The organism is Lacinutrix sp. C3R15 (assembly GCF_018860825.1).
GTDB lineage: Bacteria > Bacteroidota > Bacteroidia > Flavobacteriales > Flavobacteriaceae > Oceanihabitans.
In genome coordinates this window covers 211,677-237,827 of record NZ_JAHKPZ010000030.1, presented here as the reverse complement: position 1 = coordinate 237,827, position 26,151 = coordinate 211,677, and the positions used below count along the sequence as shown (strand labels likewise).

The 26,151-nt window shown below is 34.2% G+C and carries 17 protein-coding genes; all 17 read right to left on the bottom strand.

Annotated features, from left to right (window positions below):
* Positions 1–5 precede the first annotated feature (5 nt).
* Positions 6–2,579 (bottom strand): sulfatase-like hydrolase/transferase, encoded by a 2,574-nt coding sequence (locus KO494_RS09730; RefSeq protein ID WP_215967412.1) that lies wholly within the window; start codon positions 2,577–2,579, stop codon positions 6–8.
* Between the two features lie 202 nt (positions 2,580–2,781).
* The gene (locus tag KO494_RS09725; RefSeq protein ID WP_215967411.1) at positions 2,782–4,647 is read right to left on the bottom strand and encodes a sulfatase; all 1,866 of its coding nucleotides are present in this window, start codon (positions 4,645–4,647) and stop codon (positions 2,782–2,784) included.
* A gap of 81 nt (positions 4,648–4,728) precedes the next feature.
* Positions 4,729–6,312 carry a sulfatase gene (locus tag KO494_RS09720; RefSeq protein WP_215967410.1) on the bottom strand — a complete coding sequence of 528 codons (1,584 nt, stop codon included), beginning with the start codon at positions 6,310–6,312 and terminating at the stop codon, positions 4,729–4,731.
* Between the two features lie 501 nt (positions 6,313–6,813).
* Complete coding sequence (locus KO494_RS09715; RefSeq protein WP_215967409.1) at positions 6,814–8,148, bottom strand: Gfo/Idh/MocA family protein; 1,335 nt, start codon at positions 8,146–8,148, stop codon at positions 6,814–6,816.
* Positions 8,149–8,178: 30 nt separating this feature from the next.
* A complete protein-coding gene (locus tag KO494_RS09710; RefSeq protein WP_215967408.1) occupies positions 8,179–9,138 on the bottom strand; it encodes an SUMF1/EgtB/PvdO family nonheme iron enzyme in 960 nt (319 codons plus the stop codon).
* 20 nt (positions 9,139–9,158) lie between these two features.
* The gene (locus tag KO494_RS09705) at positions 9,159–9,752 is read right to left on the bottom strand and encodes a YceI family protein (protein ID WP_215967407.1); all 594 of its coding nucleotides are present in this window, start codon (positions 9,750–9,752) and stop codon (positions 9,159–9,161) included.
* Positions 9,752–10,741, bottom strand: coding sequence for an FAD:protein FMN transferase (locus KO494_RS09700; RefSeq protein WP_215967406.1), 990 nt, complete (start codon positions 10,739–10,741; stop codon positions 9,752–9,754). Before KO494_RS09700 ends, KO494_RS09705 begins: the two co-directional genes overlap by 1 nt.
* Before the next feature lie 95 nt (positions 10,742–10,836).
* Positions 10,837–11,604, bottom strand: coding sequence for a DUF1080 domain-containing protein (locus KO494_RS09695; RefSeq protein ID WP_215967405.1), 768 nt, complete (start codon positions 11,602–11,604; stop codon positions 10,837–10,839).
* Positions 11,605–11,928: 324 nt separating this feature from the next.
* Positions 11,929–13,392 (bottom strand): sulfatase, encoded by a 1,464-nt coding sequence (locus tag KO494_RS09690; protein WP_215967404.1) that lies wholly within the window; start codon positions 13,390–13,392, stop codon positions 11,929–11,931.
* 128 nt (positions 13,393–13,520) lie between these two features.
* On the bottom strand, positions 13,521–14,948 hold the full coding sequence (locus KO494_RS09685; protein ID WP_215967403.1) for a sulfatase-like hydrolase/transferase: 1,428 nt from the start codon (positions 14,946–14,948) through the stop codon (positions 13,521–13,523).
* Between the two features lie 96 nt (positions 14,949–15,044).
* Positions 15,045–17,009: a T9SS type A sorting domain-containing protein gene (locus tag KO494_RS09680; RefSeq protein ID WP_215967402.1), complete on the bottom strand. Its 1,965-nt coding sequence runs from the start codon at positions 17,007–17,009 to the stop codon at positions 15,045–15,047.
* Between the two features lie 429 nt (positions 17,010–17,438).
* Positions 17,439–19,118: a hypothetical protein gene (locus KO494_RS09675; protein WP_215967401.1), complete on the bottom strand. Its 1,680-nt coding sequence runs from the start codon at positions 19,116–19,118 to the stop codon at positions 17,439–17,441.
* 271 nt (positions 19,119–19,389) lie between these two features.
* Entirely contained in the window at positions 19,390–19,515 is a 126-nt protein-coding gene (locus KO494_RS16055) for a hypothetical protein (RefSeq protein WP_256447837.1), read from the bottom strand.
* Between the two features lie 234 nt (positions 19,516–19,749).
* Positions 19,750–21,273, bottom strand: a complete 1,524-nt coding sequence (locus KO494_RS09670; protein WP_215967400.1) for a sulfatase-like hydrolase/transferase — start codon at positions 21,271–21,273, stop codon at positions 19,750–19,752.
* Positions 21,274–21,283: 10 nt separating this feature from the next.
* Positions 21,284–23,656, bottom strand: coding sequence for a glycoside hydrolase family 95-like protein (locus KO494_RS09665; RefSeq protein WP_215967399.1), 2,373 nt, complete (start codon positions 23,654–23,656; stop codon positions 21,284–21,286).
* A gap of 109 nt (positions 23,657–23,765) precedes the next feature.
* A complete protein-coding gene (locus KO494_RS09660) occupies positions 23,766–24,629 on the bottom strand; it encodes an alpha/beta hydrolase (RefSeq protein WP_215967398.1) in 864 nt (287 codons plus the stop codon).
* 8 nt (positions 24,630–24,637) lie between these two features.
* The gene (locus tag KO494_RS09655) at positions 24,638–26,143 is read right to left on the bottom strand and encodes an arylsulfatase (RefSeq protein ID WP_215967397.1); all 1,506 of its coding nucleotides are present in this window, start codon (positions 26,141–26,143) and stop codon (positions 24,638–24,640) included.
* Positions 26,144–26,151 lie beyond the last annotated feature (8 nt).

Sequence of the window (26,151 nt, the reverse complement as noted above, 5' to 3'; positions counted from 1 at the left end):
ATCTCTTATTCTTTTAATAGTTTTAAGGTTGTTTTGCTTCCATCTTTTAATACCACTTGTAAAAAGTATAAACCGGTTTTAATACGCGAGATATCTATATCTAGATACTCATCCTTAAACTCTAATGTTTTTGCGCCATATAAATTATATAAAACACCAGTTTCTACTTCTTTGGTAAGGCTGAAGGAACCTTTTGCAGGATTTGGATATAACTTTAGGTCTAGACTATTATCTGTCACCTCATCCACTCCTAAGCTACTTAAATTTAAATGGAATGTAATATCGTAAATTCTAAACCTTGGAGTAGTACCTTCATTTGAATTTGTAAGCCCAGTTAATAAGAACTCCATAGATTGAGCCGCTTCAGTAAACGTTACAGGAGTATCAAATTCAAAATATAGGTCGTCTGTATCACTAATACTAGTGTATTCAAAACTTTGAGTCACATCACCAATAGTGATATTAAAATTTGCAGTATCTCCGGCTTTAGATCTTACTCCAAAGGTAATCTTTTCACACAGTACAGATTCCGTAGCCGCTACATTAAAATTAACACCATCTCCTCCTCCTTCAGTAATCATTTGAAGGAATGCAGGCCTTACTATTGTATTTCCTACTAGCTCACCATATACATCAGAACTTTCTGGTTCAAATAGTTGTACTTCATCTACTGTATTAAGTGTTATTTGAGTGATATTAACAATTTCTAATTCATCAGACAACACTAAGAAGTTATTTTCATCTCTTAAATCAAACACAATTTTATAGGCATTAGATGGTACATCTGCTGTTATCGTGTTACCATTTATAGTTACTTCTCCAGCTTCAAACCATTCTTCATTTGCTTCATTTAATCGATACAATAAATGACCATAACTAATTGCTGCTTTTGTTGCATCATCTTCTATCATTAGCGTAGCAGAACCTGTAGCTTGATTATAAGTTAACGAAGCAATTGCAGGGACAAGATTTTGGTTTGCAAGAGGTCCATCAGGTTCTGCATAATCCGGGTTCCATGCTGGAAATCTTGCGTCATTATCTATTAAGTATGCTTCCAATGTATCGATCATATCTTGTTTTAATGTCTGATCCATTGTAGTTATAACATTTATAGTTTCCTCTACATCTACAAGATTATCTCCTCCATTATACAATTGATATGCTTCGTAAGTATTGTCAACATACTTTTTATATATTTTGTAATTACCTCTCCTAATAGATGATTTAGCCCTTTCATCAGAAGCATTAGGATAGTGCCAAAAAAGATCTGTTCTTTCGGTGGTTACACCATCTATTGTTTGTTCTACTATGGTATTAGTTCCTTTTAGTAAATCACTTAAATCTGCACCATCAAAATCGTCAGAAAGATTGCTAGCTATAGTTGTTCCTGTTAAAGATAAAATGGTTGGAAAAAAATCTAAACCATTAACAACATTGCTATATTCAGCTACTGGAATCTCTGGCCCAGTTACTATCATAGGAACACGAATACCACCTTCTCTAGAACTTGTTTTCCCTAAATCTAAAGGGAAATTATCTGCTACAACTTCAAAACCATTAGTCGCATTATTTTGTTCTGAAGCTCCATTATCTGAAGAAAATATAATATATGTTGTTTCGAATAAGGTTTTACCTGGATTTCTAGGGTCGTTAGTTGCTTGTAAATAATCAACTATCTTACCTAAACTCCAATCTACTGTTTGCACCATAGCTCCATAAAATGGATTATATTCTCCAGCGGCAGTTAAAGGTGTCGTTTCCGTTGGTATACCATTTGGACCAACATCAGCTGCATCTATTTGACCAGAATTAACTAATGTTTGCGTTATAGCCTGTAACATTGGTAAATCTCTAGTTTGAATAGGAGTATGCACCAACCAAGTAGCCATATATAAGAAAAATGGTTCACCAGATCCTCCATTTGCAGCTACTCTATTCTGCATATACGCTACAGCTTCATCTGTAACAGAATCATATGGTATTCCATCAGCATCTAAAGGATAATTTGGATCATTCCCACCAAAATTGGAAATATCATATCTATCCCCCATATTTTGGTTTACACCTCTACTTGTAAATTCCGTATCAAAGCCTTGGTCTACAGCTACAGGAAAACCATTGGCTCCATCCACATGCCATTTACCAACATGGCCTGTATGGTATCCATTTGCACTTAAAGCTTCTGCTATAGTATACTCATTAACATCTAATCTTTTTGGAAAATAAGGGCCTATTATTTTACGATCCGCTTGTGAATTCCTTAATATAGGTAATTCACCACCAGATACTTGAGTTACTTTAGTTTTAATAGGGTGTCTGCCACTTAACATTGCTGCTCTTGACGGCGCACAAGTAGGTGCAGGAGAATATGCTTGCGAAAACTTAGCTCCAGCAGCAGCTAAAGCTTCCATTTTAGGAGTTTGCCAAGGAACAGGGGCTCCTAGGTTATTAAGATTAGTATCTTGCCAACCTAAATCATCAACATAAAAGATTACAATGTTTGGCTTAACAAGTTCTTGTGCATTTATTTGTGGTAAAAAAAGGAGTCCAAATAAATAAAGTAGTGTAGTGTTTTTCATCGTGGAATTATTTTAGGTAAAGATAGAATTTAAGGGAAATAGCATGATGCTATAATTAACCAAAAAGTTTCTTATATCGACCATTTGTGTTTTTAGCTTATGCAGATGGCATCACAATTATAACTTTGTTTTAAAGCTGTATAATAAAAAAAGCACTATAGGTGTAACGCTATAGTGCTTCTTTAATACGTGCTATTTTTAATTATTTAACAGGAATTGCTTTAGTAGCAAATACCTTAGTTGTTTTTTGATATCCTGCATCTGGATACCCTATTAAGTAATTGTTTTCATCTACTAAATTAAAGACGTAATGTGTCGTTCCTTTTGGCAGTATTGCGGAAACAGTATCCCCGTTAAGTGTCATGTCTATTGGAAACCAAATCTCTCCTTTTATACCTCCGTTAGTAGTGTATATAAGTTCTGCTTTTACCACTTTAGCGCCATTGTTTTTAAATTTTAACCAAACTTTCTCTCCATCTACACCATGATCCACAACCGTAGGGATTTTAGAATTGTTAGGTAGCTTCTTTTTACTAGTTGGATTTAAATAAGGATATCTAGCATTTAATTTTTCTAATCTTTCTTCTAAAAGGCGATCCATTTCTTTTGCTTTTTCCGGCATTTGACTTGCAAGATTTTTAGATTCTTCAATGTCTACACGATTAGAACCATTTTCATACAATTGATACAATTCTAAAGTCGCCTTTTCTTCGGTATCGGTATATTGACGTACCAATTTATAGTCATCAATTCGCAAAGTAGATTGCATAGAACTGTTAGGGAAGTGCCACATCATGGTATTTCTAGGTGCTCCTGTTTCGGTATCTATAACTAATTTGGCATCCGTTGGGTCTTTATCTAATAATGTAGATAAATCGGCACCATCTAATATTTGGTTTTCTTCTTTTTGACTTCCTGTCCAACTCAATATAGTAGGGTAGAAGTCTACACCATTCACCATTACGTTAGATTCTACGTTTGCAGCAATAGTTGGTCCTGTTATGATAAGAGGAACTCGTGTTCCACCTTCTTTTGCATTTATTTTTCCTTTATCTAAAGGGTAATTGTCAGTGATAATTTCTTTAGTATGTTGTTCCATTCCTCCATTATCTGAAGTAAAAATCACATAGGTATTTTCAATTAACATATGTCCTGGCCATCTAGGATCTTCTGTTTCTTCCAAATATGTAATTAGTTGCCCGGTATAATGATCTATCATTTCTACCATAGCAGCATAGTATGCGTTTTTCTGACCCGCTTCGTCCCACATGTCATTCTTTTTCGGATATTCTAATCCTAGTTTCTCGTAGTATTTACGTAATAAAGCTTCACTTCTTGTTTGTATCGGCGTGTGTACCAATCGAGATGCATAAAACAGAAAAAATGGATCTTTTTTGTTTTGGTCCATAAAGTCAATTCCATCTTGTGTGATGTCATCAAAAGGAAAACCATCTTCATCTAGAGTAAATGGATCGGAAGCATCTGTTGTTGCAAATTCTGTGGTACGATCTTTCATTCTTTTATGAGATCCAAAACCATGCTTTGAGAAATCAAAACCTTGATCTTTAGGTTCCGGAAAGTCTGTTACAGCAATACCAACATGCCATTTTCCAGAATGTCCTGTTTTGTAACCATTCGATTTAAGCGATTCTGCAATGGTAACTTTAGAACTATCTAACGCTCCTCGCATCCAAGGACTAATCAAAGTAGAGCCATGATTAAAAGGTAATGGAGGATGTCCTCCTCTTACGCTAGTTCTTTCTAAGCGAACTGGGTGTTGTCCAGATAAAATAGCACCTCTAGAAGGAGAGCAAGTAGTTGCAGGAGAATACGCTTGCCAAAACAAAACACCATCTTTTGCTAATCTGTCAATGTTTGGCGTTTCGTATGGAGAAGGTTCATCAACATCGTAACATTTTACATCTTGCCAACCTAAATCATCGGTTAAGATTAGTACTACGTTAGGTTTTTTTGGTCTTTCTTTATCAGATGTCACTGGTTCCTGATTTGCGCAGGTAGCAGGTAAGTTAAGACTTAAAAGAAGGGCGAATAGAATGAATTTAGACATGGTGTTTATGTGAAAAATTATTAGATAAGTTTATATAGGAAAAAGTAAAAGAGGAAAAAGCATCTCCATCCATTATTAGGACTAATGGGATTCTTTTTTCTTATTGTTTTTTTTCTTCTTGTTCGTTTTGTTCTTTTTTTTGGATGAACTCTTATTAGGTGATGCATTATTTTCACCAGTCAAATAAGGTTTCTTTTCTTCGGCTGTTGCATTTCTGTCGAATAGCACCGCATATTTCTGATATAAATGTTCTGTAATTGCTTCTTCTTTTAATTTAGCTAGATGTTCATCATATATCGAACGCATTTTTTGAAGTTGTTTTTCTTCGGAAGGATCGTTGGCTTTATTCGTCATTTCTAGTCGATCTTTTCCTATATGAAAAAGCTCTTCCGTAGGTTTCATTCTATCATCTTCATAATTCCAGAAAATATATTTCCAATCTTTAGAAACTACTCCCATGGCTTGTGTTTCGTCATGACCCCACATATTTGTTAAAGCAATGGTTTCGCGTTTAAATTTCTTTGGCTTTTCTATCAATACGCTTAAATCTTCGCCATCCATATTTGCAGGAGCTTCGATCCCTGCGTACTTTAAAATAGTTGGAGCCATATCAATATTCGCAGTAATTTCATCTAGTCTAACACCTCTTTCTTCCATAGGTGTTCTTGGATCGTAAATAATTAAAGGCGATTTGGAAGCTTCTTCATAAGGTAATACTTTTCCTCCCATGTTATGCGCACCACAGCTATAGCCATTGTCACTGGTAAATATAATGATGGTATTATCTGCAATGCCTTGTTCTTCTAAGGTTTTTCTAATCATTCCTAAAGCGTAATCTACACCATGGATTAATTGGTTGTAATTTTTAATGGTTTTCTGGTAGCTTTCTTCGGAGTCCCTCCAAAAAGTATAGCCATTATATTGTCTTCCTGACTTTGCTTGGGCTGCTAAATGTGTCGCATTTTCTGCACCATAGTTTTCTGGTTTCTTATACTTTTTTCCTTCGTAGACATAATCAAAATACTGGTCTGGAGAAAATGGCATATGAGGTGCTTTAAAACTAATAGACATAGAGAAAGGTTTACCTGTTTCTTTTGCTTCAATAATAAAATCTTCTGCCCAAGCTGCATATGCTCTTGTACTATGCGGATATTTTTCGGCATATTTTGCCATATACTTGTTATTCGCTGTTTTGTAGCTTGTTTGACCTAAGCCTCCTGCCCAATTGTCAAAATCATCAATTGGAAGGGCATCCCAACTATTGTGTCTTGTACTACTTCCATCAGAAACAGCTAATCCAAATTTACCAGCAAAACCAGTGTAATATCCTTGTTCTCTAAGAATAACAGGATATGATTTCGCAAACTTATCTTTTGTTAAAGGTCCGTGGTCAAAATTACAACCCGCTTTATACTCGTACATTCCTGTTAAGATAATAGCTCTACTTGCCATACAAATAGCGGTAGTGTTGTAGTGATTTTCAAATAAAACCCCTTCTGCTGCTAATGCATCCATATTTGGTGTTACTACTTGATCGTTTCCATAACATCCTGTCGCAATACTGGTTTGGTCATCGGATAAAAGGAAAATGATGTTCGGTTTTTTTTGTGCAAAACCACTAGCTGTAAGGGTACAGATAATTAAGGATAGAATTATTCTTTTCATGAATTCATTTATTTATTTTTAGTAGCAATTTGGATTAAATATTAAGAATATAATCTTTTTACAAATTAATCAATTTGTATCTATATAGCCTATGCTCATTTCAGTCTTTTAGTTGCTCTTTTTCTTTGTTTCCCGAAAACTTAAGTAAAAACAACGGATTCTGAGTCAAAACTGTAGGGGTAAAATGTAATTTAGGTTTTTTAAGATAGGAGAAGTTTCTTTGTTTTCAATGAAAAGTGCCCCAAATAGTGTTTGACTTTTTGGGGCACTTTAGTAATAAGTGTTTTTTCTCAAATCACTTTCACTTTCACTTTAATTTTCATAGTCTGAAGATGACTAGGGATTCTAAATTATGCAATATATCAACATCGTTGGCAAATAATTCTTCGGAGTTGAATTTCACACTTGGTTTTGTGTTAATGGTTCTATTTTATAAGGGCCATAATTACAATTGTTTGGTATATTAGGTAGTTTTATCGGTTTGCTTTTATTGTAAACTGCTTATAAAACTATTGTCTTACCTGGAATTGGAACCGGATAATCTCCAAATTCATTTGGCAATACAGGTGGAGTGGAACTCATATTCGTGTCCTCTGCATAATTGAATAAAGCAACTTTAGATTCTATAGCTTCATCCCATTGCAACTCTTTACCTGACCAACCAGCCATTCTTCCAAAAACACCTGTCATAGATGATTTTGCGGCATAAAAAGCATCATTAAAGTAAGGTTTGTTATGGTAAATACTTTCGATTAAATTTTTCTGAACCAAATCAAAAGAGCCATGCAAACGCCCGTACTTTTCGCTACTCGCTCTAAAAACTTCTTTTCCTTTATTGTTGTAAATCACGGCATCGTCATCTATGATACATTTTCCTTTTGTCCCATAAAAATACTCTCCTTTTTTATTTGCACAATTTGGTATGTTTCTGCTATAACTATGTAAGGAAACATCATTTTTATATTTGAAGTTAGAGGTTAAGCTATCAAAACCTCCTAATGAACCTGAGAAATTCTTATCCGGAGATTTGCCTCCTAAAGCAATTACAGATTGTGGATTAGTTTCATTTAAAACCCAATTTACAATATCTAAATTATGCACATGAAACTCTTCAATATTTCCTCCACTTACCCAAGCAAACGATCTCCAATGTCTATTTTGAAATTCCATTTCTGTCCAATTTTCTTCCCTCTTGCGTTGTAAATCGCCTATTGGTTTTCCCAGCCAATAACATTCTGCGGTATGAATGTCACCAATTGCGCCATCATGAATTTCATTAACTACAGCTTGGTATCCAGGTGAATATCTTCTTTGTAAACCAGCCGCTACGTACAATTTATTTTGTTTCGCCAATGAAGCTGCAGCTATAACTTGCTGAAAACCTATGGAATCTACACAAACAGGTTTTTCTATAAATACGTGTTTACCTTGTTTTATAGCTTCCTGAAAAATTACAGGTTTAAATGCTGCCGGAGTTGTAATGAAGACAATATCTGCTAATGCAATTGCGTCTTTATAGCCTTGAAAACCAGTAAATTTAGTTTCTTCGGTTACTTTAATTCTATTTTTATTTTTTACCGCTTTTAATAAAACTTTTTCTCTGTGATCTATGTTGTCTTTAAACAAATCGCACATTGCAACTAGTTCTGTAGGGGTTTCTAAATCTAAAGCAGCTTTTACTGCTCTTGTTCCTCTTCCTCCACATCCAATAAAGGCTATTTTTAATGCATCTGACGAACTATTTTGAAAGCCTAATACGTTAGCAAAAACTCCCGTTGAGGTTAAAATTCCTGCTCCAGCTAAAGCTGAATTTTTAATAAAATCTCTTCTTTCCATTATTTTATATTTTTGGTTAACTATATAGGTTTATTCTAGCATGGATGAAAAGAAGACTTCAACATCTTCCTTACTTGGTTGCTCTAAAGGCCTTACCAACCTAAAACCAACAAACTCTGAATCTGTATTCCACCAAAAACTTTTAGGTAGTTGCGGATCTCTCGCTTTCCAATCGTCTGTTGAAGTAATTCTATTGGTACTTCTACATGCTGTTTCATCATCTAAAAATGAACCTCCTCGCACGGATCTTGGATACAATGCATCTGGCATTCCTCTAGGATCTTTTTCTCCATCTTTTATGGTTGTGTAAAAATCGGCATAGTATTGATCTAAACACCACTCGGATACATTTCCATAAATATCATACAATCCGTTTGGATTTGGCTTTTTTAAACCAACTTGGTGTAATTGCCCTTCTGCATTTTCTGCATACCAAGCATATTCTGATAAATCATTTTTCTTTTTTCCGAAGAAATACGGCGTTTCTGTGCCTGCTTTTGCCGCCAATTCCCATTCCGCTTCCGTTGGAATTCTATAAAAAACGCCAGTTCTTTTATATAGCCAACGACAATAGGATAAAGCGCCATATTGAGTTAAACCAACCGTTGGTTTCATATCATCATCTTCTAATCCTTTTGAAGGATCTTCATATGGACTTGAGGGTCTAGAAATTACTTCAGGGTTTAAACTTCCATCTGCTAATTTATCCCTTGTTGCATCGGTAAATAGTAAAAATTCTTTATGGGTAACTTCAAAAGCACCCATCCAAAAAGAACTAATTTCCACTTGTTTTTGAGGCAACTCATCCGATTCTTTTTTCTTATCTTTTTTTGAAGCTCCTAACATAAAAGTAGCACCTTTGATTGGTACCATCTTAAAGGATACATCGGTTCCTTCAATATTTTGAGTATAAGGCTTAAAATCGGTTTGAGCTAAACCATTTGTAGTTGAAAAAGCAATTGCTGCAACTAATAATTTAAGTAATTTCATATAATAGTAATTAAGGAGATTTATTGTTTTATAAAGCTTACATTAAACTTTACATTTAATTCATCATTTGTCTTTAGTTCTCCAAAGAAAGCGGTAGGCTTCACAATATTAAACATAGACATGGTAAGGTCTTTGCTACCTTCAAAAGAAATCGTTTTCATTTCTGTATTAAAAAAGCCATTTAATGTAACGGTAAGTGGTTTGCTAACACCTGCTGCAGTAATTGTTCCTAAAGACTCTAATACGAATTTATCACCATTTACAGCTATAATATTATTTTCTATAGATTTAAAGGTTACCAATGGATTTTTATCACTAATTAATGCATCCTTAATTTTTGAATTCATCATTGGACCTCTACCACTTTCCATTTTTTCCACAGGAAAACTAAATTCTAAATTGGAATTAAGAATTTTACCAACTTCAATTTTAATTTCTTCTGATGTAGTAAAACTTCCTGTTGCATCTGTAACTTCTACAGACCAATCACTAACCGTTGAAGATCCATCAATTTTCATTGTAGATTCTTTAGAAAGCGTATATGCTGTTTGAGCCCTAACCCCTAAAAAAACTAACAAAAAAGCTAGTAATAGTATGTTTGTTTTATTATTCATTATTTATTTTTTGTTTTAAAAAATTTGTTCGTCGCAAAAATAATATCGTGCTTATTAAAGATTAGTAATTCGATATTGTTATGCTTATTAATTATTTTTTCAATTTCATCTTTATCCATTGTAATATTGAATGTGGACGCCAAATAATCAGCTTCAATGGCACTATTTGCAATTACTGATGATGTTAAATTATGAGAAACCGGTGTTAATGTTTTAGGATTTACAATGTGAGAATACTTTTTACCCTCGATTATTCTAAATCGGTATGTTTTACCAGAAGTAGCTATTGCTTGACCAGATTTTAATGCCACGATGTAGTTTTTGCTATTTGTTGCTGAAACTCCCACATTCCAAAAATCATTATTTTCAGGGCTGCCAAAAACTCTAATGTCACCTGCAGCCTCAATTAAAAAAGAAGTGATATTTTTTTTCTTTAGAAATGCATAAACTTCATCAATGATATATCCTTTGGCGATGCCTCCTAAGTCTAATTCACTCTTTCTTTTTAAGTAAATATCGTCAGAATTTTTAATGGTTAAAACGGAATTTAATCCAATAAATTTCTGTTGATTTATTAAAGATTTCTCCGAAGGAAACTTATTTCTTTTTTCGGCTTTATTCCAAAATTCAATTAGTGGTTTTACCGAAACATCAAAATAACCATTTGTTTTTAGATGGGCATGTTGTGACAGTTTTAAAAGTGTTGCTAATTGGAATGAAGCATTTTTAAGTTTTCCGTTTTTATTCAGTACACTTATTTCGCTGTTTTTTAAATAATTACTGAAAATTTCGTTTAAAGAATCAACTAATAAATAGGTCTGGTTAGCAATTAAATCGGCCTTGTCTTTTTCTGAAGTATAAAAAATCAGTTTAAAATCTCCACCAAGCTTTTTCTCATTATATGTAAACTTATCTGCATATAAATTTACTGTTGTAAAAACAGTAATTAACAGTATAACGTTTCTATATAAATTTCTTCTGACTTTCACTTTGCAAATTTTAACCTTTTTAATAAATCGATGCTTTACTTTGGTTAGCTATCTTTTTTAAAGAAAAAACAACCAAAACCGAATTTCTAAATCTTTTATTTTGTGTGTAATTTGTATTTCATATTTTTAAACGCAACAGGACCATGATCTCCTTGAATCATAATTGGAGCCAAAGGAGTTTCGGTTTCAAAAGCAGCGGCTCTAGTTGGTCCAGTAACTTCAATATTTTTATGTAACAATGTACCGTTTAACCAAACTTCATCAAATTTTGCGTTTTTAGTTTTATTTCCTGCATTGTCAAAAGTAGGTGCGGTAAATTTTATTTTAATATGTTGCCACAAACCAGGAGCTTTGGCCGCGTTTATAGCAGGTGGATGCCCTTCGTAACCTTGTTTTCCTTTTTCTGCTGTTTTGTTCCAGCGTTGGTAAATAGCACCCATATCCGCATATGTAGGCTCTTTTACATTCCAACTGTCATAAAGTTGAATTTCATATCTTCCTTGTAGGTAAATGCCAGAATTAGATGCTATGGGCATCATTACTTCCAACTCTAGCTCAATATCTCCATGTTCAAAGTTTGTGAAAATATTTTTTCTGCTTCCTTTTTTTGGAGTGTTTAATAATACACCAATGCCATCCATCGCTGAAATGCTTCTTTTTTTGGAAGTGTCTACTATTGCTTCACTTACAATTTGCCAGTTTTTTGAAGTAGGTTTAAAATCTGAAAGATCTTTCAAATCAAGATTCGTAAATGGTAGCGTTTGAATCTGTTGCGCAGTTTGGCTTGATTTTTCAATGTCTTTTTGTGTCCCACAAGAATTGATGAGCATTAAAACGAAAAAATAAAGAATATGTTTGTTCATAAATATGTTTTTTAATTTTTTAGTATTTTTTTAAATGAATAATTCTGGCTTCATTAGGTTCTTCTCTCTAAGACAAGTACTTCTATTTAACATTTCTTTCTCCAATAGGTTTTAAGTATCTTGATCTTTTCAAGAGTACAACCCAAAATTAGGGTTAAGTTTGTTTTTAAAGTTTCTTTAATCTATCATTTACTTGCTCTATTTATTGTTCAATTCTTTATATTTTGATTCAGCAGCTCAATCCCTATTTATATAAATACGTTATTCCGTTTTCGTAGTTTTTTGCTAAAAAGCTACTTTGTTACCAACGATGTGATCTTAAATTTATCTTTCTAACTGACCTATTTCTCTGTTTTCACTTCCTGTTGCAATTCCTACATTTAAATCTCCTAGTTCTTTTCGGTACTTTTCTACAACAACCATTAGTTCTTTTACTTTTTCTGGATGAGAAGCAATTACATTGTATCGCTCTCCTGGATCTCTAGACATATTGTAAAGCTCAGGTTTTTCAATATTCATTCTATCTTTTCTTCCTGGAGCACCATCTTTTCCTGCTAGTGTATTTTGAAATTTATACTTATGTGGTAAAACCAATTTCCAGTTTCCTTTTCTAACAGCGTTTAAATTATTTTTTCCATAGTAATAAAGAATCGTCTCTCGAGGTGTTGACTCAAAATCTCCTCTCCAAAGTGATGATATATCTACTCCGTCAATTTTATTTTCAGATAGTTTTCCGTCTGTAATCGCCGCAAGGGTAGGTAGTAAATCTATAGCACAGGCTAATTTATTACAAACTGTTCCTTTGGGTACATTTCCTGGCCAACGAATGATAAAAGGTACACGTTGCCCTCCTTCCCAACTCGTTAACTTACCTTCTCTCAATCCTCCTGAAGAACCCGCATGATTTCCATAACTTAACCAAGGTCCATTGTCTGAGGTAAAAATAAATATGGTATTGTCTGCAATTTTATTTTTTTCTAATGCTTTGCTAATCTCACCTACCGACCAATCAATTTCCATCATAACATCACCATACAATCCTTGCTCACTCTTACCTCTAAATTTTTTAGAGACGCCCAAAGGAACATGGCCCATAGAATGTGGCACATATAAAAAGAATGGCTCTTTTGCATTTTTATTGATAAAATCAACAGCCTTATCTGTGTAAAGTGTTGTTAACTCGTCTTGATCTTTTAACGATGTTATATGTTTTTTAATTTCGTTCCCTTCCATCAAAGGAAGTTCTGGAAATCTGGAACGTTTATGTGTTGTGGGTACTTTTTCTCCAGTTGTGTTGTCACGAGGCCACATATCATTTGAATATGGTAAACCTACATACTCATCAAAACCATGTTGTAATGGTAAAAATTCTTTTTGCCATCCTAAATGCCATTTACCAAAACAAGCCGTTTTATATCCTTGTTCTTTAAACATTTCGGCAATTGTTAGTTCATTGCTATTAATTCCTTTTTTATGGAGTGGCGTTAAAGCCGCTGCAATACCTATTCTATTGGGATAAGAACCTGTTAAAATACCAGCACGTGAGGCACTACATACAGGCTGAGCCGCATAATAATTTGTAAACCTCATTCCTTGACTTGCCACATGGTCTAAATTAGGTGTTTGGAAGCCAGTTGCGCCATAACTTCCTACATCACCATAACCTTCATCGTCTATAAAAATGATTACTACATTGGGCTTTTTGCTGTTTTGCTTTTGTTTAGTTTGACTATAGCTATTAAAAAACAGCAATGTAGTAACAAGTAATAAAAAGGTATTCTTTCTCATTATTTAATTCTTAATTTAAATATTAATCTTTCTGTATTCATTTATAGGCCGTTTATTAATAGGCTATTGTTTATTGTCTTGTCTAAGGTTAATTATAAATGAAACTACTATAAATCATTATATTTCCTTTAATCATTTGGGTTCACCATATTCTTCCAAGTAGGATATACAGGTCTTTCTTTTGATTCTCTATTTTCATCCACAGAAGGAGCAGGAGGGGCTTGATCCAAAACCTGTTGAAGATTTTCTTTTGTGTTTTTAACCGAAGTATTATGTGCTTCTAATAACAGATTCTTCTTTTCATGAATATCACTAGGTACATGATACATTCCACCATCACTATACAGTTTATACTCTTGGTTTCTGACGAATTGAGCACCTTTATACTTGCCCGGTTTTCCCCAGTAAGGTTGATAGTGCCAAAATACCCAATCTCTTGGTTTTCCTACTTCGCCTTGTAATTGTGGTAAAAAACTACGTCCGTCAATTGGGTCTTTGTCGGTCATTTTTAATGAAGCAGCTTCAGCAAAGGTGGTATAGAAATCGGTGAAGTCTATTAAGTCTTCACTTTCCATGCCCTTTGGCGTATGTCCTTTCCAATATGCAATAAATGGCACATGTGTTCCCATGTCTACTGTTTTTCCTTTAGCACCTTTAATATCTTGTCCATTCCAACTAGAGGTTATAGATTCTGTCCCATTATCAGATGTAAATAAAATAATCGTGTTTTCAAGGAGCCCTTCATCTTCCACTTTCTTTACGATTTTACCAACTATTTTATCTAAATAATTTACCATAGCCACATAATTGGCTTTTTTTAAGTCTCTATCTCTTGGAGCTCTGTTTGCTTCTTGCCCCTTAGATCGGTTACCAATTGTTTCTGGGGTAGGTACAAAAGGACTATGCACCAAAACCGTTGGGTAGTACACAAAAAATGGTTCGTTTTTATTCTTCTCAATAAAATCACAGACAAAATCAGACATAATATCAGGTCCATATTTGCCATTATTATCTTCTACACTAATCATTTTCCCATTGCGTTCTAAAGGTGGACTCCAAAAACGTTCTCCTCCGCCATTCATTCCTTTTTTTTGTGATGTTACTTGCCATAAATAAGATTCGTCAAAACCAGCTTTTTGTGGTCTATTTGGGTCTAAACTACCTTCCGCATTATGGTACAATCCGTTTAATTGCCATTTCCCGGCAATAGCTGTTTTGTAACCAGCATCTTTCATTAAGTTTCCAAATGTTTTGTCTTTAGGATTTAGGTATCCAAAATGGGTATAATTCCTGAAATTATATTGCCCAGTCATTATTTTTACCCTAGAAGGCGTGCAAATTGGTGTAGAATAACAATGATTAAACTTTATGCCTTTAGAAGCTAAGGCATCAATATTAGGTGTTTCATAATCTTCTGCGCCGTAAGTTCCAAAACAGTTCCAACTGACATCATCGGCCATAATTAAAATAATATTTGGCTTTTTGGCTTCCTGTGAAAAGGAGGATATACATACAAATAAGGCGGTAATTGCTAATGTAATTCTAATATTATTCATAATTTTACTTATATAATCGATTTTTGAACAGTTAAAAATGGTCTAATTTGAAACAATTTTCTGTTTGTATATATTTCTTACTGAATGGATTCTTATTTATTTAGAGACTATTATTTTTCGAGTGATGCTATGTTTACTACCATTCGACAGTTTTATAAAATAAATTCCGGAAGGTAAAGAAGATACATCTACTTGTGTTGATGTAGATCCATTATCCCATAACTTATGTAGTACTTTAGTTCCTAAAACGTTTATTACGGTTATGTGATTTATAGCGGTAGATGTTCTTTTTATGGTTAACCTATCTGCTACAGGATTTGGGTAAAACTTAACCTCCGAAGATGTGTTAAAGGAATCTACAGATAAAGGCTCTTCACCTACTAAATAAGCGCCTTCAGGTCTTACGTAAGGCACACAAGCAGGAACAGGGTTAGATAATAATCTATCGTTAATTGTTTTCATAATAAGCATTTCATCTGCCATCATAAACCCTTTATTGTTTACATCATCTATGGTTGTAGCAAATGTCACTCCAGCATTGGCTTGAACCAAGCGTTTAGTAAATCTATATCCATCTTCTATGCCAAAGATTAATGGTTGTGAAGAAACATGCCATCTTGCTCTTACCGGAAACCATGCGTGTTTTAATACCGTATTCCCATTATACATAGACCAAGGGTTTGCAACCATTGCAGGTATGGTGAATTCTTCATAAGCCCATGAATTAGGAGGCGCTCCTTGTCCTAGAGGTGTGACATGACCACTTGTAAAATCTTGATAGGTATTTACGCCTTCAAAACTTACTATTTTATAATTGGTATCATCCTCGTCATCCAATCCATCAGAATCTACTAAAATATTATTGCCATTTTCATCTTGCAAGTAGGCACCATTGGGTTGCGCAGATATGATAGCACCTGGATCTGCATTTCTAATCATTTGAACAAAATCCTCTAAATTTCCATCATTATGAAGCTGTGCAGTAGTATCTAACCAATAACCATCGGCATACTCTTTAACTTCTAGTACAAAACCTTCAATTAAATCCTTGTATGCTGCATATTCGTCACCAGCAAAATTGTTCGTGTAGTAATTAATCCAAGCCGCTTCAATATCTGCGCCATCATCAATAGCTCTATCTAAATAATTGGTAGAGATGTACAAAATAATTTTTTTGCCATCATCTTTAAACTTTTGCATGACCTCAAAAAGGATGTTTTGATTGGCTACGCTAGGTACTAATGCTTCATGAATTTCAGTAGCGACATCTACATTGCTATTCTGTCTAAGTGCGAAATAATGGGAATGGGCAAAATAAGACAAGTTTGTAATCACGTGACCTACAGCAGGCAATTCATCTACCACTTCTTGAGCACCATCAGGAAGATCATAACCGCCTGCAACTTCAGTATCTAAACGCTCACCTCCATAAACAGGAAAGGTAATTCCCCAAGAACCAGATAGCCATGAGGCTTGGTGTGAAGCGACATCTACTACTTGATCTGTTGAACCACTAATGGAATCTATATAATAGGTGGTTGTAGGAACTGTTGCTGTGCCATTAGCAAATCCTAAAGCAATACGTTGATAGCCATTGGCATTGATAACCGCGTTAGGAATTGAAGTACCATTAAAATTAAAGGTGAACGTTTCCCATTGTTGCCCAACGGTAAAGTTGCGTTCTATAGCACTTTCTGTACTAACAGTTGCATTGGAAAAGTGTACACTTATTTTTGAGTTATTTGCTGTTAATGCAGCTGTAGGAATATCGATATAAGCCTTAAATGTTACGGAATATCCTGAGAAATCGGTTACAGCATTATATACATCGAATTGTAAAAAAGCCTCTTGACCAGCTGCTCTATTAAATTTAGAAACGGAATTATTTGTATTTATTCCGGTAATATCTGGATTAGGGATATCTCTAAGAAATGTGCCTGAACTTGTACTTTCTTGTTCAATTTTAAAGGTATTTGTTTCATTTTCGTACCATAAAAATTGGGCATTAGTTAATTGAACGAAAAACAGTGAAAAAAAGAAAGCTGGTAGAAATTTATTCATTATTAATAAGTTAACGTTTAATTATTAAATCAAAGATATATTGTGAATAGGGAATCGCGTTTCTGAAAATAGTCAAATACTTGCTCTAAAACATCATTGGTAATTAACTAAAAGAAATTCATTATTCTTTTAAAAAGAGCAAGTGATTATTTCCTCTTTTTTATGGATACTTTGTATTGTTGCCTGAAATTATTTAATTCTTAAGTGTGGCTTTTATGAACAATACGATAAAGTGGTAATTGTAAACTGTGGGGATATTTGTTTTATACAAATAAAAAAGCCCTTAGTTAAAAATGTATCTAAGGACTTTTTATTGTCATGTATTCTAATTAAACGAATAATCTATTCTTTTTTAATAAAGCGTAAAGTCTTTTTTGTTCTATTCTCTATTTTAGATCATAATTTTAAAACCTTACGTTCTAATTACTCTTAATTTATATCATAAGTGATCGTGTCAATATAAAATTCAAGACCATTATCAATATTTGTAAAGTTATTACCTATTAATCTAATTTCTCCACTAATTACATCTGATGTTAGTTCAGCACCTGATGGTGTTCCTGTAAAATCAAATACCATAGTATGCCAATTCGCTTCGTTCGATTCCTCAAAATTACCTTGTACTTGTTGTGCAGCATTTCCATCACTTAAATAGATTCTAATACGTTTATTAGCATCAAAATTAGTAATATCATTGAAGCTAGGCCAGTACATACGTACGGTTACTGTTAAATTAGCATAATCAGCAAGTGTAACACCCTCTCCTGGGTTGAAATCAAAACTAAGGCTTTTATTTCCACTACCAGAAGTAGAACCTACAGTCCATTTTGTTACATTCGTAGCTTCTGCATCTGCAGCATCAGGATTTGCTACTGTTGCTATAGAACAGTCCGTACAAGTAGTTGATAATGTTACATTAGAAATGGAATTGTCTATATCAAGCCAAGTATTTTGTGTAGGTTGAGGTGTATTACCATCTTTCACTACAGTTACTTTTGATAATCTAAATATCGGATTTGTTGTATTACCTTCCGTTAACATCTCATCTAGTGTAATAGTCACAGTAAGCGGTGAGCCTGAAACCAATGAAATCGTTGATGGGAATTCAAAATCGATAGCTGGAGCACTACCACCATTCTCTGTTGAAGTAGCTGCATAAGAAAAAGGTGTATCTGGATAACCTGTTACAGAAACTATTCCGGTAACGCTACCTTTTGCTCTTTTTGCTAACTCTAAATTTAAAGTAGCATCAAATGCAGTAGTTGCATTTGTAGTTACGTCAAAAGTAAAAACTGCAGTAGCACCATCATCACTAGCATCTTCAGTACTAACACCTATAAAACCATTGTTTTCTACAAGTATACCTGTACCTCCCACGGTAATAATATCCTGATTAAGATCATCTTCATCTTCCTGTCCTACATTAAATGTTTGACTATCTTCTCCTGCGTCATCAAATGATATTTCTGGGTTATCACTACCAGTTCCACCACCTGTACCTTCAACAGATTCTAAGATAATTTGTACTACAAATCCTTCCATATTATCTATACTATCAGAAATAAAGATGAACCTTCCAAGGTTTTCAAAATTATAAGAATAAACTCCGTTTACTGCACCATTAGTTGCTGCTATCAGCGTTTCTGCTTCGTAAGGCCAGTTATTTCCATTAGTATCTGTAATTCTAAGGGTAGGATGTTTCGCTTTTAATACGCCAAATGCATATTGTAAATTTTCCTCCAGTGCGCGTGGATAACTAGTAGTATAATCTTCGTATAAGTCAGAATATAAATATATTTTATCAATAATGTCTGTTGTTGTGTTTACGCCAAACCCTATTCCCTCAGATAAATATTGCCATCTTACGATACCATCTACTGCTTGAGTTATTTCTTCAGGTTCTCCGTGTAATGCTTCTAATTCTACAGAAGTATCTACTCCTATTTCTATACCTTCTACGGTTTTGAAATCTATTGTACCATATTCGTTCATACCAAATGTGCTTTCAATGGAGCCTTCTGGTATCACTACAGGATCCAATTCAATATCATTTGAACAGGATATACTTAACAATAATAAAATCACGGAAATATACTTGACGGTTTTCATAAAGTTTAATTTAGTATTAATATTTCATCAAATATCTTGAACTTAGGCGAAAAAACATTTCTTTATTCCATCAAATGCTTGCTCTTTTTTTGCATTAGTATGGTTTAGGCGTTAAATAGGGCATTAAGTTATGGTTATAATCTTTAGTTGGTCCAATATCTTGAAAGTTTAATCTTGGGCTATTCCAGTTATTAATAAAAAGAATCTAAGCACAAAAACAGTAAACATTTGTCATTTAAATTTAGCCTGCTAACTCCATAACTATAATTTCTTATTCCGATAAAGGAACATCATTAAACATCTTTAATTGAAACGAACCATCCTCTTGTTGTTCTACCATCCAAATACCTGTATTTGTAATTTGTGGAAAACCATTTAAGGGGTCATTGGTAAGCATTCTTAAAACTGCTTTTCCGCTGCTTCCATGTCCGGATAAAAGAGATGCACTGGGTTCTTAAATTAATTCTTTATGCTTTCATTGAAGACAAAGTTTTTAAATCGGTCATTGGTGTTTTTATTATCTCTAGAGTATATGTAGTTAATCAATTGGTTACTATTTAAAACAAAAGAAGCGCTATAGGTTTTAACGTTATAGTGCTTCTTTTATAATGTGAACTCCTTAATTCTAAGGTTAATTCAATTCGGAAACAAGGGTTTTACATCTTTCTCTGTATGCATTTAAAACGTCGATATAATCTTTGTTTCCAACTAAGTTGTTCTGCTCTTTTGGGTCGTTTATGATATCGAATAATTCTTCGTAAATTGGAGCTTCATTCGTTTCCGTAGATTGATTAGGAACATATTTATTTCGGTCGTTTGCTTTACTAAAAGAACGAATGTATTTAAACTGTTTACTGCGTACTCCTTCTTGTCTTGGGTAGCCTTGATCTGTAAATAAGTTTTCTAAAAAGATATCTTCTCTCCAGTTTTCATTTTTACCATCTATTAATGGAAGCATACTTTTTCCTTGATAGGATTGCGGCGTTTGTACACCACACATTTCTAGTATCGTTGCAGGAATATCTTGTCCGACTACCAATTCCTCAATCACTTTTCCTTTTGTTTTATCCTTGAAAAATGGCGAATACACAATCATAGGAACATGCACCGATTCATCATATAAAATGGTTTTCCCTCCTAATCCGTGTTCGCCTAAAAATAAACCATTGTCAGAACAAAACACAATAATGGTATTATCCGCTTCTCCAATTTCCTTTAAAAAGGTGCGTAAATTACCTACCATCAAATCGATAGCATAATTAGCGCGATCCATTTTTAGCTTTTCATTTAATAATTTGCCTTTATTAGCAGTAACATAATATTTCATTAAATCGGATGTTGCATACACATTTTCAGGTAAGCTAATATCTTGAGGATAGTTATCCGGAAATTCCATTTTATGCTTTACATCGTCATACTTTGTTTTGTAATATTCAGGATCTGTATCGCGGGAACCCATACCACCAATACTAGAGGCATGCGGAAGATTTAAATTAATCCATGCCGAAAAGGGTTTGTTAGGATCTCTTTTTTGAAGTTGATTTTTAATGGAAGGGTCTGCATTTTCGTAAAAATACTTATAATCATCACCTTGTGTTAAGTAGGCTTTTGTAGCTTCTAATAAACCTTCCACTTGGGTTTTGTTTTTTAGATTGCTGAATTGTTTGTGTTTTTTTTCTGGATAGAATCCTAAATGGCCATTTCCAAAATAACTAAAATCGGTGTTTTCTACTAAAGGTGTATCTTTTCTATCTCCAATTTTAGTGTGGTGTTTTCCAATAAAAGCAGTGGAATATCCAGCATTCTTTAATTGTGCTTGCCAACTGTCTTGGTATGTTTTTTCAGAAATCACATGTTTTGAAATATTGGTAAAACCAATTTTGTTTTTTCGTTCCCATTGTGCCGTAAAGATGTTGGCTCTACTTGGACCGCAAATAGGACTTGTAATATAGGCGTTGTTAAAAAAGACACCTTCTTTTGCTAACGCATCGATATTTGGTGTTTCCGCTATTGGGTCGCCTGTCATGCTCAGAGAATGAAACCTTTGATCATCCGAAAAAATAAAAATGACATTCGGTTTTTTTTGTTGTTCTTGTGCTTTGCAGGATATAAAAGAAGCGCATATAAAGATGCTGTATAGAATCGTTTTTTTCATGTGTTTATATTTAATAAGAACTGTAATAGTCATGACCTGGTAGTCGTTTTGTTTTTTCACCATAACCGAATAGATTTTGCTCTGCTTCCGATTTTGGTAATTCTTGAATACTTAAATCTGTTTTATTTATTTCTTTGGAAGTAATGATAACGGTTTCATCTTTCTTTAAATTGATTTTATAAGAATCATCTGCTGCTTTATTTATAGCGATTGATTTTCCGTTGATATAAAATTGCGGATTTTCAAAATCTACATGAACGACACATGCATTTCCTTTTAAACTTTTTATGGATACAAATTCGGTAACTCCTTCTACTTTTTTAGCACTGACTAAAAAGGCACCTTGTGTTCTTAAATCATGAAACGCAACATCTTTCCATTTTTTCGGACTTGCAGGAAATACGCGTATTTTTCCGCCCCAACTTTGCAACATCATATCGTGTAAACTTGTGGCAAAAGACAGCGGACTTTCAATAACCGGATTAATTTTTCCTTCGGAATACATCGTAGTAGATGAAATGTTTTTATGCTTAATTAGAAAATCTAAATAATAATACGCTTTTTCAGCATCGCCTAAATTGGCATACATAGAAGAAGCTCCAGTTGCTGTATAACCTGTAACTGGCATGGCTTTAATTTTCTTTCCGCTATTAAAAGTAACATCTAACCAATGATCCAAAGATGTACGTAACAATTTTTTATCTTCCTCGTTTTCTGGTGTAATTACCATTAAAGGATAAAAAGCTAGTAAATGGGAATAATGTCTATGCGGATTTGCAAAAGGTCTGTCTTTTCCAACCATAAGACCATTTTCATCGATTTGAAAATCCACTAAATTATCTAATAAATGTTGCCATTCTTTTTTAAGCGGGTCGTTTATTTGATGCTTTTCATCAATATCGATTAGGGTTTGACAGCTCCAACGAATTAAGGCCAACGTAAAATTAATATCTTGCCCACGACCTGGTTTGTATTCTGGTGACCAACTGTATTTAATATGAATTTTGCCATCTTCGGCTTCTACAGGATTGTCTTCTATATAATTTAAATAACTATTTACCGTTTTTTTCAAGATAGGAAATAGTTTGTCTCGCATACGAATATCATCGCCTGCAAATTGGCAATGCAACCAATAATCGTTTAACATCCATGCTAGCATATCTGGCACTTTTGCTCCGTTGAAAGCGATGAGGTCTTGCGGCATTAAAGCAGCAACGGCAGCACTATTTTTCCAACTTGCAGGTACATTGTTTTCTAGGTTTTTAGCATATTTGTCCATGTTGTTTGGTAGCGATTCTCCAATAGACATTCTATTGGCTGTTAAATGCGTCCAATAGATGAGTTGCACATTTAAATCGCCCCAAACCATTGGCCAAAACGTTCTGTTGTACCAAGGTCCCATTAAATCTAAAATGGGGCCGTTTCCTCTAGAAGCAGCGCCTAGTTTATACATTTGAATCCAATAGAAGGACTCTTTTTCGGCATCATTAATGGTTAAGAAACTTAATGGATAATAGTCATGCCACCATTTTTTATGGGTAGATATAAAGTTGTTTTCTTTTAAAAGTGCTTCCGCAGTTTTTAAATTTTCACTAACAATTTCTAGAGAGTTATGATCTGGAAAACAATGATGCACACTCGCTATTAATTGTTGTTTTCCGGAAGGATTGCCTGTTATTTTATATCCTGTAGTAGTTTCTCCTCTGTTATCGAATAATGGTTGGTAACAAAAATTATAACCATCTTTCTCACTAAACGTCGGTTTAGGCGCCATTTCTAAAGTAACAGCCCTCATTTTATCCCAAGTACCACCTTTTGGACCACCACCACTTTTTAAAACTTCATAAACAGGAGGGATAGGATCTTCGGCATGCCAAGTAATCTCTATGTTTTCATCTTTTGCCTCAGTTTTAAAATAAATAATATCAGTGGTGCTATGGGTAAAGCCTTTAATGGTATAACTTCCTTTAGACGTTTTTATGGTACCTGTTAATTCAGCATTCCATAAATCTAAACGCATATCCACACCAGTAATCTTACCTTTAGATTTCAGTTTAAAATGACCTAATGGTAAACGGCTTCGCTTAATCCAAAGCATTTCATCCGCCTTTGTCTCGGCTTCTCTATGATCGTAATAATCGTGTCTTCCTATATGAAGGGAGATTACATTGTCTTTTTCTTCGGTACCTTGATATAATAAAAACCCCACATTACCATTTCCTGAATAAGGCGCGGTTTGCCATTTGTCTGGAACAATATCCCAAAGCATATCGTGTTTCGATAAAAAAGATTCGTAATCTACTTTAAAATCGACATTTTGTGCTTTGATTACCTGCGAAAAGCAAAATATAAATAATAAATACGATACCGTTGTTTTTTTCATTCTATCTAGGATTATTAGTAAGGTGTATAATATTATATGTAAAGGTATAATATTAGTTTATATGGTGTTTTCTCTAATCGTTCAAATAATTGCTGAATATGGGCATTGTCTATTCTATTGCGTTAAAATGATGCTTTTTAAGAAATGCTATGGATAAATTCATGGTACTATTGAAAATTTCATCCGTCTTTTTGTTACGAAAAAAAGAACCATTAAAATAGCCATGGCCTTTCCCTTCAAAAGGAACTAATTCACAAATGTTTCCTACGGCATGCATTTGTTTGGTAAAGCGTTCTACATTTTCAAAAGGAACGGTTTTATCCGCAGTTCCATGAAATATTAAGGTAGGAGGGATGCCAGGAATTACATGGTCACATGGTGATATTTCTGTTTTTCTACTTTCGCCTACTTTTTCCAAACCATAGCCTTTTTCGGTAGTGTCTATTACCGGATTAAAAAGAATCATTGCATTAGGAAGCGAACTAATATCTAGATTTTGTTCATCTTCCTCAAAACCTTTTATAACTCCTGTACAAGCTGCTACGTGTCCGCCAGCAGATGCGCCAGAAGCTATAATTTTATTGGGGTCAATGTCCAATTCCTCGGCATGTTCTCTTAGCCAACGTATGGCAGATTTACCATCGGTTACAGATTCAAAAGGAGTGGTTTTATGTTTGCCATGTACTCGGTATTCTGCCGAAATTGCTACATACCCCTTATCAGAAAAATATCTTGCTTGCTGATAGAATTGTTTTGGATGCCCTGCAACCCAACCGCCTCCAAAAAAAAATATAATAACTGGTCTTTTGTTGGAAGCTTTATAATTTGAAGGTTTAAAAACATCCATTTTTAAGTCACCTTCCTGTGTGGACTTGTAAGTTAAAGTAGAGTCTGGAACAAAATTAACTTGTCCTTTTGCTACAATTGAAAAAGCGATTAATAATAACGTTAGACATATTTTAGTAGTTTTCATACTCCTAATTAATGATGAGACTTATTCTTATTCTTATTCTTTTCCGATTTCCATAAAATGATTTTATCTACATCATTTTCAGCGAATTCTCCTTTGGTGCTTCTCCCTGTATTTATGTCTAGTTCCAATTGCTTTAAAAGTTTTTTAGCAATTTCTGGACGTGTTTCATATAGATTATTTATTTCTGCTGGATCCTTTTCTATATCATATAATTGTGCAATTGGCGTATCTGCTGCTTCTCTTTCTCTTGGGGAAGACCATCCTCCAGATCCTTTGGCTAATAACAGTTTCCATTTTCCTAATCTGTAGGCAAAATGACCACTAATAGAATGGTGTATTATGCCAGCTCTAGTGCTATTTATTTCTTCTCCGTGTAATGCAGGTAAAAAACTCACACTATCTTCACCACTTTTACTTGGAGCAGCAACATTTGTGATCTCAGAAAAGGTAGCCATAATATCGGTTAAGCAAATTAAGGCATCACTTGTAGAGTTCGGTTTTACGTTATTTGGCCATTTTACAATAAAAGGAACACGATGTCCACCATCCCATAAATCGGATTTAGAACCACGATATCCTGCGCTTACCATATGCCCTTGTGCCGCAAGTCCTTCAATATCCGCTGCTTTAGACGTACCGTTGTCGCTTGTAAATATCACCAATGTGTTTTCTGTTAATCCATTTGCTTTAAGCGCTTCTGTAATAGCTCCCACAGTGGCATCTGTTTGCATCACAAAATCTGCATAATCTCCCATGCCACTTTTACCTTGCCATTCTTTGGAAGGCACAATTGGTGTATGCGGTGAACCTAAAGGCACATATAAGAAAAATGGTTTTCCATCTTTATTTTGTGCTTGTTGTGTAATGTATTCTACAGATTTAGTTGTCAATCGCGGTAGCATGTTAATTTCGTCATCATAAAGGATTACTTTATCATTTTCAATTACTGCTTTCATATCTCGAGCATGATGAAATCCGTGATAATAATCAAATCCACGATTTACAGGTCCATCTGGAATAATAGCGCCAACAGGAGGTAACTGTTTTTTTGCAATTTTTTCGATTGGTTTTTTAGTATCTGGGTCGAGATACTGAAAATTAAGATGCCACTTACCAATAATAGCAGTATGATATCCTTGATCTTTAAGGAAGTTTGCAATGGTTGGTCGGTCTTCTTTAACTAGATTAGGCGCAAAGCCTTGAACAACACCGCTTTGCAGTTTTGTTCTCCAGCTATAACGTCCAGTCATAATGCCATAACGCGTAGGTGTACAAACCGCTGAACCAGAATGCGCGTCTGTAAAGACCATGCCTTCTTTTGTTAATTGATCGGTAAAAGGTGTTTTTATTTTACTGGTTTCTGGTGCTAAACTTTGAATTTCTCCGTAGCCTAAATCATCACATACAATAAAAACAATATTGGGTTTTTTAGAATTTTCTTGCGCGTTAGCAGTCCAAGAGAAAAAGCTTAATAGGATTAGGATTAAGGGGATTGTATTGACTTTTAGCTTCATTATATTTT